This window comes from Altererythrobacter rubellus, from assembly GCF_030284385.1.
GTDB lineage: Bacteria > Pseudomonadota > Alphaproteobacteria > Sphingomonadales > Sphingomonadaceae > Erythrobacter > Erythrobacter rubellus.
The window spans coordinates 1111008-1122718 of the sequence record NZ_CP127221.1 but is presented as its reverse complement, the minus strand read 5'-3'; the positions used below and the strand labels follow the sequence as shown (position 1 = coordinate 1122718).

General features: G+C 58.2%; 12 protein-coding genes. All 12 read right to left on the bottom strand.

The window, feature by feature from the left end:
• Positions 1-3: 3 nt before the first annotated feature.
• Positions 4-822, bottom strand: a complete 819-nt coding sequence (locus QQX03_RS05685) for a hypothetical protein (protein ID WP_285976892.1) — start codon at positions 820-822, stop codon at positions 4-6.
• Positions 823-942: 120 nt separating this feature from the next.
• Positions 943-1506 (bottom strand): hypothetical protein, encoded by a 564-nt coding sequence (locus QQX03_RS05680; protein ID WP_285976891.1) that lies wholly within the window; start codon positions 1504-1506, stop codon positions 943-945.
• A gap of 115 nt (positions 1507-1621) precedes the next feature.
• Positions 1622-3769 carry a prolyl oligopeptidase family serine peptidase gene (locus QQX03_RS05675; RefSeq protein ID WP_285976890.1) on the bottom strand — a complete coding sequence of 716 codons (2148 nt, stop codon included), beginning with the start codon at positions 3767-3769 and terminating at the stop codon, positions 1622-1624.
• 61 nt (positions 3770-3830) lie between these two features.
• Positions 3831-5216 (bottom strand): serine hydrolase domain-containing protein, encoded by a 1386-nt coding sequence (locus QQX03_RS05670; protein ID WP_285976889.1) that lies wholly within the window; start codon positions 5214-5216, stop codon positions 3831-3833.
• 81 nt (positions 5217-5297) lie between these two features.
• Positions 5298-5753: a glyoxalase superfamily protein gene (locus tag QQX03_RS05665; protein WP_285976888.1), complete on the bottom strand. Its 456-nt coding sequence runs from the start codon at positions 5751-5753 to the stop codon at positions 5298-5300.
• A gap of 231 nt (positions 5754-5984) precedes the next feature.
• Complete coding sequence (gene rplQ, locus QQX03_RS05660) at positions 5985-6404, bottom strand: 50S ribosomal protein L17 (protein WP_285976887.1); 420 nt, start codon at positions 6402-6404, stop codon at positions 5985-5987.
• 141 nt (positions 6405-6545) lie between these two features.
• Positions 6546-7601, bottom strand: a complete 1056-nt coding sequence (locus tag QQX03_RS05655; RefSeq protein ID WP_285976886.1) for a DNA-directed RNA polymerase subunit alpha — start codon at positions 7599-7601, stop codon at positions 6546-6548.
• Positions 7602-7721: 120 nt separating this feature from the next.
• Positions 7722-8111: a 30S ribosomal protein S11 gene (gene rpsK / locus QQX03_RS05650; RefSeq protein WP_285976885.1), complete on the bottom strand. Its 390-nt coding sequence runs from the start codon at positions 8109-8111 to the stop codon at positions 7722-7724.
• Positions 8112-8178: 67 nt separating this feature from the next.
• A complete protein-coding gene (gene rpsM, locus QQX03_RS05645; protein WP_285976884.1) occupies positions 8179-8547 on the bottom strand; it encodes a 30S ribosomal protein S13 in 369 nt (122 codons plus the stop codon).
• Between the two features lie 320 nt (positions 8548-8867).
• Entirely contained in the window at positions 8868-9554 is a 687-nt protein-coding gene (locus QQX03_RS05640) for an SRPBCC family protein (protein ID WP_285976883.1), read from the bottom strand.
• A gap of 75 nt (positions 9555-9629) precedes the next feature.
• Positions 9630-10274 carry an adenylate kinase gene (locus QQX03_RS05635; RefSeq protein WP_285976882.1) on the bottom strand — a complete coding sequence of 215 codons (645 nt, stop codon included), beginning with the start codon at positions 10272-10274 and terminating at the stop codon, positions 9630-9632.
• Between the two features lie 26 nt (positions 10275-10300).
• Positions 10301-11665, bottom strand: coding sequence for a preprotein translocase subunit SecY (gene secY, locus QQX03_RS05630; RefSeq protein WP_285976881.1), 1365 nt, complete (start codon positions 11663-11665; stop codon positions 10301-10303).
• Between the last annotated feature and the right edge of the window lie 46 nt (positions 11666-11711).

The following is an 11711-nucleotide window of genomic DNA, read 5'->3' as shown; positions in this document are numbered from 1 at the left end:
GGCTTAGGTCGCGGGCACTTGTGCCATTGCATAGCGATCGTCCGAGGGGCTTTCCTCTAGATCGCCATCCACCGGGCCACCGGGATAGGCCGGAACCTGCTGAGAGCGAAGCTCTGCATCGGGATCGACCTGTTCTTCGCGTTCTACTTGCGCCCAGGCCGTGCGATAGCGATCATCGCTATACTGGTTGTCGCGCACCTGACGTGGTCGAGCAGAGCCAGAGCGATCTTGCGCCGCAAAGCTGTCGCCATAGTTCACGTTCTCGATCCTGCCGTCCGCGCCGATCGTGCAAGTGAAGCGGTCACCGTTGAAAATAGTACCGGTTACACGCCAACCTTCACCAGTCCGATCCACGCTTTCAACTTCGTCTACGCGGACGTCGCGCTCGATTTCCGCCAGGCATTGATCAACCGCGCCATCGATGCCGCGCCCGCTGCCAGACGAACGGCGCGTATCGCGGCGATCATCACGATCACGGCGATAGTCATTGCGGTCCTCGCGATAGTCACGATAGCGCTCGTTGCGTTCGCGGCGCTCTGAATTCGATGCAGCATTGGCAATGGCCGCGATACCACCGATGATCAGCACGCCTGCCAGCACATCACCCGCATCAACGCGGTGGCGATGGCGGTAGCCACGATAACGGTAGCGGCGGTGATGCTCGGCAGTCATCGCGTCCGCGCTGAAAACATCGAACTGCGGCAATTCAGAATGCACCGCTGGTGCAATAGCGGGAATGTCTGCGGCCGCGACTGGTGCTGTCATTAAAGATACTGCGGCAAGCGTGCCGGAAGCGACCGCAAGCTTTACAAATTGGGCCATTATGGTCCCTCCTGCTGTATGCGCCCACCAAACGCGTCGAATCTATGACGAAGAGCTAGGCGGCCCAGGCTTAGCAAAGCCTGAACCGCCCAGTCTGGTGGAGGTTGGAGTCATTCCCGATCAATCGAGGTAGCGTAGACCGCGGTAATTGATGCCGACTACCCGACCGCGCTGAATCTCACATTTGAAACGTCCCTGATCAAGATTCTGGCCGCGATGGTTGTAGGCATATCCGCGATCATTATAGCGGTTGCGATCCCGGTACCGGTCGCCGCGATAACCGCCGCGTCCCTCATCAACCACCAGGCGCCCACGAATTTCCCAACCGCGACGCTCACGATCGACATCGCGGATCTCGGTTACATCGGCGAACCGGTAACCCGCCCGGCGTGCATCGCGCTCTACGGCATTGATACATTTTTGGATCGCACGCTCTGGGTTGCCCTGCGGGCGGTAATCGCGGTCATGATAGCGATATTTGTCGCGATAGCGGTTATTGTTGTTCGAGCCCCCGAGGATGGCTGCAAGGCCACCAACGATCAGCGCACCGGCGATCACATCGCCTGCATCAATCTTGTCGTCGCGGTTTTTCGCTTGCGCTGGAGCCGCGCCGGCCAATGCCAGTGCGCCCACGGCTGCAGTTGCGATCCCACCCTTCGCGAATGCTTGTGTTGTCTTGCTCATTTGAGGTTCTCCTCATCTGGGCCGTGGCGGGATTGCCTCGGCTGTGATGAGAGAACTAAATGCTTCGGGGTGATGGCTCGCTGAACTGGCGTGTCAGCGATTGTTCAGAAAAGTCCTATTTTTCCTGAACAATCGCCAATCCAGTGAAATGCGCAAGGAAAGCAAGCACATCTGCGCCTTCAGCAATCACCTTATCGGTCGGTTTACCCGCCCCATGCCCCGCGCGCGTCTCGATCCGGATCAGCTGCGGCTTGTCGCCCAGTTCAGCTGCTTGCAGCGCTGCGGCGTATTTGAAGCTGTGCCCCGGAACCACGCGATCGTCGGTATCAGCCGTAGTCACAAGGACCGCCGGATAGTCCACTCCATCACGCACGTTGTGATAAGGTGAATAGCTGCGCAGGATACGCCAATCCTCTTCGCGGTCGGGATAGCCATAGTCATCGACCCAGTATCGGCCCGCGGTAAACCGATCGAAACGCAGCATGTCCATCACCCCCACAGCTGCGTGTGCGGCATCGAACAGATCAGGACGCTGATTAGTCACGGCGGCCACCAGCAAGCCGCCATTGGAGCGCCCTTCGATCGCCAGGCCGTTCGGCGTGGTGTATCCATTGGATTTCAGGAATTCGCCAGCCGCGATAAAATCATCGAATACATTCTGTTTGTTCGCACGGCGACCGGCATCGTGCCATTCCTTGCCATATTCGCCCCCGCCGCGAATGTTGGCGAGCACGAACACGCCGCCCGCTTCCAACCATGCCATGCGGGTGGCATTGAATCCCGGCGTGATCGAGATATCGAATCCGCCATAGCCATAAAGCAGGGTTGGCGCGGCCTCTCCGCTCTCGGCCAGCTGCTTCTTGCGCACGATGAACATCGGAATGCGCGTGCCGTCTTTTGAAGCATAGAATTTCTGCTCGATGGCATAATCTTCAGGCACGAAGGTCAAATCGGGGCTGGCAAAAGCCTCGGTCTCACCGGTTTCCAAATTCAAGCGATAGATCGAGTCCGGACGGTTGAAGCTTTCAAAGCTGTAAAATGTTTCGGGATCACCGGGGGATCCGCCAAATCCGCTTGCGGTGCCGAGCCCCGCCAATTCGATCGAACTGGCGCCCTCCCCCTTCAGATCGAGCACAACCGCACGGCTCGCGGCGTCGCGCAGATATTCGACCACCAGTTTGGTACCGACAATGGAAGCGCCAGAGATCGGCTCATCCGTTTCCGGCACAACCAGCCGCCATTCAGGCGCGCGAGCATCCGGATCGATCGAAACGATGCGGAACTTGGGCGCATCGTGATTAGTGGTGAAGTACAACGTCCCATCAAGCGAGGCGATCAGTGACCAGCTATTTTCGAAGCCGGTTACCAATGGCAATGCAGTCCAGCGATCGCGCCCGCGCCTTTTCAGATCGATCAGATGTACTTCATAGACATCATCCGTGCCTAGCGAACTGGTCATCGTGGCCCAGCGCCCGTCATGCGTGGTGCGCGCTGAATGCCCGCGCTCCGGATGATCGGGCGTTGCAAACACCTGCCTGTCATCGCTTTGCTCGGTGCCAATGGCGTGGAAATAGACCGCCTGATTGTAATTGAGCGCCTGGAAATCCTGCCCCTTTTCCGGTTCGGGAAAACGCGAATAGAGAAAGCCTTCGTTGCCAACCCAGGCGATGCCGGTGAATTTGGCCCAGCGGATTTCATCGCCCAGTTGCTTGCCGGTCGCGACATCGATCACGCGAATAATGCGCCAGTCGGTTCCGCCGTCCTGCACGCTGTAAGCGAGCAGCGAGCCATCTGGCGAAGGCTCCCACCCGGCCAGCGCTGTCGCGCCATCATCCGCCCATGCATTAGGATCGATCAGCAGGCGCCGCTCGCCATCGATGCCGGTCTGCACGTAAAGCTGAGACTGGTTCTGCAGCCCGGAATTGCGTGTGTAGAAGTAGTTATCGCCCGCCTTTTCCGGAATTCCAAACCGTTCGAAGTCCATCAGCCCGGCAATCCGCTGCGCAAACCAGTCACGGTTGTCGAGCCGGTTCAGGAACGCATCGGTAACTTCGTTCTGACGTTCAACCCACAGCGCGACTTCAGGGTTGTTGCGAACATCATCTTCGAGCCAGCGATAGGGGTCTGCAACTTCCTCGCCGAAGAACGTCTCGGTCAGATCCTGCGCATAGGTTTCGGGATATTCGGGAACAGTAGGTGTGCCTGCGGCAAGCGGTGCAGCAATAAGGCCGGCTGTAGCTGCCAGCAGTATCGGGCGGATCATTTTCGGTTTACTCCGGTGGGTGCGACCAGGGGTGTCAGGAAAATCTAGCTAGGTTGCGCCGCTAATCAAGCGTCGCCAGCACATCGCGCGTAAAGGCTGCAATATCGAAACGATAGCCGGCCGGATCTTCGCCTCGGCGAACGATCACGACGTTGCGGCTGGGCACGATCACGACATACTGACCGCGATTGCCGAGCGCTGCAAATGCATCATCCGGAATGCCATCCTGCTTGTTTAGCAGCCACCAACCGGCGCCATAGCCAAGCGGGCCATCCGGCTGGGGGCCGCTGGGATCGGATACATACTGCCGCCAGTTTTCAGGCAACAGGCGCTCACCATCAGGCAGAGCGCCGTTGTTTAGGTATAGCTGGCCGAGCTTCGCCAGATCGCGAGCGGTCGACCAGACCTGGCTGGAAAGCACATAATTGCCCCGATGGTCGGTCTCAGCAACCGTGTGGTGCATCCCGACCCTCTCGAAGAAGTCCATTGGCCGATAGTAAGACAGATATGACTGGATCGCCTTCACAGCCATCAACGTGTCATTGTTGGCATAGCGATAGACAGTGCCTGGTTTATGCACGAGCGGCCAATGGGTCGCACTTTCATCCACAGTGGCTCCGCCCCAGTAAAGCGGATCAGTCCTGTTACCGGGCGTGTCTGAATAACGCCCCGAGGCCATGCGCAGCATATGGTCGATCGTTATCGTCCGCCGAGGATCGTCTTGCGTGCGCCAATAAGCCAGCCCGACCGGTTGATCGACCGTTACGTCATCGGCTTGCACCGCCCAACCGACTAGCGTCGCAGCGATAGACTTGGCCACCGACCAGGTGCGCTGCGGGGTCGCAGCGTTGAAACCCTCTGCGTAACGCTCAAGCGCAATGTCGCCATTCTGTACGACCAGGACCGATGTAGTGCGGCTGCCCTCGCCATAGGTCCCGTCGAACGCCTTTGCGCCGAGTTCGCCTGGCAATCCGTTGACGGACACACTGTCAGGAAAGGACCAGCCCGATTCTGAGCTGGAATTGCGCATGCGAAGCGGCTCTCGTGTCTCCAACTCGGGGGAGTCAATGGGCATCAGGTCGCAGCCGAAGCGCGGCTGATAGCGCGCGGTACGCGGACCCATGTCATCGGCCCAAGTGACGCGCACTTGATCAACCGTTCCGGATTCGGGCGTGCGGATGATCTCATAGGGCAAATCGCGCACGATATCATTCAGCGGCGCCTGTATGCCTGTCAGCTCCCACTCGTGGACGCTTTCGGGTGTTCGCATGGTGCCGTTGGCCTCTGCATTCGCGATCGCGCTGCACAGGAACAGAGCTTTGTAACCAGCAGCCAGCGCCCGGTCATAGCGAGCGTCGAGTTGTTCCTGCGCGCCTTGCGCAACGGCTGGGGTTGCGAGGGGAATGGCAGCGAGTAGCGCGAGAGCGCCGAGAGATGTGCGGATCATGCGCGCCACCCTAGCCCGGCGCGGATAAAAGAAAAGGGCCGATGGATCGCTCCACCGGCCCGATCGCTTGCTGCGGTTAAACTAAGGTCGCGCCATACTTGCTTCTTCCATCACCTCGAGGTGGGGAATGCCGCCGGACAAGCATTCCCGAGACCGGCCATCAATCCCGATCCTGCCCGAAACTCGCTTGCGATTGTTCGAGAAATACTTGGACGTCACTACGTCAACGGGCTCCCAGAACTCGAGGGAGATCAGCACCTCTTCTTGCGACAGCCGTGTCGATGCGACAACGCGCGCCTGAAACTCGTGCCCCATGTACCGGCCAGCAACATGTTGTCCGGCCTGAAAACGATCGGGTGTATGCAGGTTTCTGGCCTGTGCAGCCGCAGTGTTCCAATCGAAGAAACCATAACGACGCGCGATCAATGCCAGCGCACGCGAATGCGAGACATGGCGCCCCTGCGTTTGTTTGATGGAGCGGTATCGCCGCGCCAGCACCTTCATATTCGCCAGATTGGGAAGGTGTTGCGAAATCATATCAATCTCCTGCTCTCAAGCCGATTACGATGGAGTCCGCATTGCCATCCCGGCTAGCCTGAAGATGATTTGTGATATCGTGAGAGTGTTCACCCTGGCTTGCGCCCGCGGACGGCAGGCCGCTCTCAGCCTTGGGCGCCTGTTATGGGAAAGGTTGAAGTGTGTCAAACACATCAAAAAAGGGCCGGAAGGTTACCCTTCCAGCCCTTGCTTGTTCGGATATGAAGTCGCTTACGCTTCTTCCATGTCTTCTTCGTTCTGGACCGGACCAGAGTCCTGGCCCTTCGCGTCTTCGTCACGCTCGACAAACTCGATGATCGCCATTTGCGCAGCGTCGCTGCCGCGATAGCCGGCCTTGATGATGCGCGTGTAACCGCCTTCACGGTCGCTGTAGCGCTCTGCCAGAGTGTCAAACAGCTTCTTCAGCTGGGTTTCGTCCTGCAGACGGCTCATCGCCAGGCGACGGTTCGACAGGCCGCCACGCTTTGCCAGCGTGATCAGCTTCTCGACGTAAGGACGCAGTTCCTTCGCCTTTGGCAATGTGGTGTGGATCTGCTCGTGCTTGATCAGAGCCGCTGCCATGTTGCGGAACAGGGCCGTACGGTGGCCCGATTTACGGCTCAGCTTACGCTGTGAAATTCCGTGACGCATTGTTTATCTCTTTCTGGCTGACCCCTCCGGGCGGAAAACCGGTTCCGACTTTTCCTGAGGGGATCAGCGCTTCGTTCGTAATGGGCCCGTGCAAGGTAGCCCGTTCCTGGTGGCAAGTTGTGGCCGCCACCTTCGCCAATCTTAGCCGAGAAGTTCCTGTTCGAGCTTCTTGGCCATTTCTTCGATGTTCTCTGGTGGCCAGCCCGGGATATCCATGCCGAGGCGCAGACCCATGCTGGAGAGCACTTCCTTGATCTCATTGAGCGACTTGCGGCCGAAGTTCGGCGTACGCAGCATCTCGGCTTCGGTCTTCTGGACCAGATCGCCAATGTAGATGATGTTGTCGTTCTTGAGGCAGTTAGCCGAACGAACCGACAGTTCAAGCTCGTCAACCTTCTTGAGAAGGTAGCGGTTAAGCTGGTTCGCATCGTCTTCTTGCGGAGTCGCTGCCTGACCGATCATTGCGGCCTGTGGCTGCGGAATGCCGTCTTCGAAGTGTACGAACAGCGTCAGCTGATCCTGCAGGATGCGCGCCGCGTAAGCGATCGCATCTTCAGGGGTGACTGTGCCGTCGGTTTCGATGGTGAGGCTGAGCTTGTCATAGTCCAGCTCTTGGCCAACACGTGCGTTCTCAACCTTGTAGCTCACCTGGCGAACCGGTGAATACAGGCTGTCGACCGGGATCAGGCCGATCGGCGCATCTGCCGGGCGATTGGCAATTGCGGGCGAATAGCCCTTACCTACGTCAGCGGTCAGCTCCATGTTGAGCGTTGCGCCTTCGTCCAGGTGACAGATCACTAGATCTTTGTTCATGACTTCAATGTCGCCGGAAACAGCGATATCGCCGGCTTTCACTTCAGCCGGGCCGGTTGCAGAAAGTTGCAGACGCTTGGCGCCTTCGCCTTCCATCTTCAATGCGATCTGCTTCACGTTCAGAACGATGTCGGTCACGTCTTCGCGAACACCCGCAAGCGAGCTGAACTCGTGCAGAACGTTCTCGATCTTGATCGATGTGATCGCGGCACCTTGAAGCGAGCTCAGAAGGACGCGACGCAGCGCGTTACCGAGTGTAAGACCGAAACCACGCTCCAGCGGTTCTGCAACGAAAGTCGCCTTGCGACCTTTGTCTCCGCCTTCTTTGATCTCGAGAGTGTTGGGCTTCTTAAGTTCCTGCCAGTTCTTCATATTGACGGACATGGATTTCCCCTAATTCGCTAAGCAGCGTTTTCAAATGCGGACTGGACCGGAGCGCTGGTTAGAGCGCGTCCGGTCCGAAACTCTGTTTGGGCGGCCCGAAAGCCGCCAATCAGCAACGGATCAGACGCGGCGACGCTTCGACGGCCGCACACCATTGTGCGGGATCGGCGTCACGTCCCTGATCGATGTGATGTTGAAACCGACAGCGGCGAGACCGCGCAGCGCGCTCTCACGACCCGAGCCCGGGCCCTTCACTTCGACTTCCAACGTACGCACACCGTGCTCGGCAGCTTTCTTGCCGGCATCGTCCGCAGCAACCTGTGCAGCATATGGTGTCGACTTACGGCTACCCTTGAAGCCCATCATGCCTGCGCTGGACCAGCTGATAGCATTGCCCTGTGCGTCGGTGATGGTGATCATGGTGTTGTTGAAGCTGGCGTTGATATGCGCAACGCCGCTGCTGATATTCTTTTTGTCACGGCGCCTGATTTTGACGGGTTCGCGTGCCATGGTTCGTATTCCTCTTTATTCGTCCAAAGAAGGGAAAAGCATCTCGGGTCCGAAGACCGCGATCCGCTTACTTCTTCTTGCCGGCTATCGGCTTCGCCTTACCCTTGCGAGTGCGGGCGTTGGTGTGGGTACGCTGGCCGCGAACGGGCAGCTGGTTACGGTGACGAAGACCGCGATATGAACGCAGGTCCATCAGGCGCTTGATGTTCATCGCGGTATTGCGACGTAGGTCGCCTTCCACGGTGTAATCAGCGTCGATCGTCTCACGAATACGCAGTACTTCTTCATCAGAAAGATCCTGCACACGTTTGGTGTGATCGATGCCCAGCTTGTCAGTAATCTGGACGGCCGTTGTGCGGCCAATTCCGTGAATATATGTCAGCGCGATAATCACGCGCTTGTTTGTGGGGATGTTCACCCCGGCAATACGAGCCACTTACTTCTCCATGCTCCACAGGGCCAAGACAGAACAGTCCGCCTCCCTATCTCATCGCTACAAATCGACATGCGCAAACCCGAGCAGGCTGACGCTTAAACGGCAAAAAGCCCGATAGGGGCGCATTCGTCTGCCGCCTGCCGGACTTATTTCGAACATGTCGAATGATGAGCGCGCTTAATGTGATTCTGTTGAGTCGTCAACAGGCAAGCACGCGCAAACGACAACGCAGCCTTATATGGGCCCTCATCGCTAAATTTCAACCTCATACCAGCTAGCACCCGATATCCAAAATCGGCAATCCGCTAGCTTGGTGAAAACTAGTTGTCGCTGAGATCGCTGAAGGCTTCATCGACCGACGGACGGGGCTCCCCGCCGTCAACTTCAGGGGCGGATTCTTCAACCGGAGCCCCTTCAGCTTCAGGTTCGACATCTTCCGACGGAGCGTCCGGCACATCAAGACGGCCCAGCAAATCGGCGAGACCATTCAGCTGCTGCGTCATGACACCGTCCACCGCGATCGAGATCACCGGCACTTCATAGCGCATGAAACCGCCCACGATGTATTCCCAGACGATCTGCGTGCCATTCTCGGCCTCGCTGATCACTACCGTCAAAACGCCGCCAGCCGGCTCGCTCTGGAGCGGGCCCAGTCCGCCGCGCATGCGCAGCGCCCTTTCGGGAAAGGCCTGTACCACGCGCATATGCTCGACGCTGCCTTCCAGCGTCACACGGTCTGCATCGACATCTTCAGGAATCCGTTCGCAAAAGCACCCGCCCGCTTGCGGCTTGAGCGTCATATTCGCTGCATCGCCCGACCAGGTATGCGCATCGTTCCACCATTTGCCTGGAGAGATCAGGGCGAGCCAGACTTCCATCGGGGTGGCATCAACCACCGCACTGTCTCGCGTGACAAATCCGTCGTCGCTGCTCGCGACAACTTCCGCTTGCGCAGCGCCAGACACTGCAAGCCATGCCGCACCGGCGAAAACAGTCAGGAATCTCATGGTGGCCCTCTCCTCTTGGACTTTGGTCTAAGCAACCACGGCCTCAAGGGAAAGGACTATTCGCCGCGCGGGGCTTTAGCCAAGGATCGCGTCGATCTTTGCAGTTAATTCGTCGATGGACGCCATGCCATCAACCCGCCGCACAATGCCGCGCGCTTCATAGCCGGGCAGGATCGGCGCGGTCTTGGCCCGATATTCCTGCATCCGCGTACGCACGGTTTCCTCATTGTCATCCGGTCGGCGCTTGAACTCGGTGGAACCGCAAGTGTCGCACACGCCTTCTTTCGAGGGTGGATTTGCTGTGTCGTGATACAGCGCGCCGCAATTGGCGCAGCTGAAACGGCCCGTGATACGCTCTACCAGAGCATCCACATCGACCTCGAGCTCGATCACATAGTCCAGCGTGCGGCCATGCTTGGTCAGCAGCTCATCCAGGCTTTCCGCCTGCGCTTCAGTGCGCGGATATCCGTCAAAGATTGCGCCGGTTGCATCGTCCAGCTCAGCCAATTCGGCATCGATCAGGTCAGAGACGATCTCGTCCGAGACCAGCTCGCCTGCATCCATAACCGCCTTGGCCTTGATGCCCACCGGGGTCTGCGCCTTGACCGCTTCGCGCAGCATATCTCCGGTGGAGAGCTGCTTCATCCCGCGATTGGCGACAAGGCGGCCGCTTTGGGTGCCTTTACCAGCGCCCGGAGGGCCAAGAAGAATAATGTTCACTGGTCGCCTACCCCCGAATGAAAAGCTTAGCGCTTACGGCCCTTCAACTTGGCCTTCTTGATAAGATCACCATACTGGTGTGCCAACAGGTGGGATTGCACCTGGCTGATCGTATCCACTGTCACATTGACCACAATCAACAGACTGGTGCCGCCAAGGAACAGCGGAATGCCTGTCTGCGCGATCATATATTCCGGAACCACACAGACCGCGGTGAGATAGATTGCGCCCACCACAGTGATACGGGTCAGCACATAGTCGAGATAATCCGCGGTGCGTTTGCCCGGGCGGATACCCGGAATGAAGCCGCCGTTTTTCTTCAGATTGTCTGCCGTCTCTTCCGGGTTGAACACAACCGCTGTGTAGAAGAACGCGAAGAACATGATCAGAATAGCATAGAGCGTCATGTAGAGCGGCTGGCCATGCTGCAGATACTGCACGATCGACTGGATTGTCTGGCCACCGGTGCTTGTAGGGTCAAGCGAATTGCCCGCGAACTGAGTAATCGTCAGCGGCAGCAAGAGCAGCGAGCTAGCGAAAATCGGCGGGATAACGCCGGCTGTGTTGAGCTTGAGCGGCAAGTGAGAGCTGTCCGCTTGCATCATGCCGCGCTGCGTCGCACGTTTCGGATACTGGATCAGCAGGCGGCGCTGTGCGCGCTCAACGAAGCTGATCATGAGGATAAGCACAACGACCATCACGATAAAGCCGATGATGACGCCTGGTGCAATGGAACCGGTGCGGCCGCCTTCGAACAGGTTCGAGGTAAACATCGGGAACTGCGCCACGATGCCAGCCATAATGATCAGCGAAACGCCATTGCCGATACCGCGACTGGTGATCTGTTCACCCAGCCACAGCAGGAACATCGTGCCGCCGACAAGGCTGATCACAGCGCCAACACGGAACATATAGCCCGGATCGACCACAGCCTGCAGACCAGCAGAGTTAGCAAAGCTTTCCAGGCCCGCAGCCAGGAACCAGCCCTGGATCGAACACAGGAACACTGTGCCATAGCGCGTGTATTGGTTCAGCTTCTGGCGACCAGTCGTACCCTCTTTCTTGAGGGCTGCGAGCGTCGGGTGGAGCGCAGATGCCATCTGCACCACAATCGAAGCGGTAATGTAAGGCATGACTCCAAGCGCGATCAGGCTCATCCGCTCCAGGCTGCCGCCTGTGAACATGTTGAACATGTCCAGAATGCCGCCCTGGGTCTGCTCTGCAAGCTGTGACAGCGCCAACGGGTTGATACCCGGCAGCGGCACGAAGCTCAAAAAGCGGAACACGATGAGCGCGCCGAGCGTGAACCAGATGCGCTGACGCAACTCGGTGGCTTTGGAGAAATTGGCGAGGTTTAGATTGCTCGCAATGCTGTCGGCGCGTGATGCCATTGTATCAGATCAATCCTGGTCTTGCGCCGGCCCGTGTCCGGCTCAG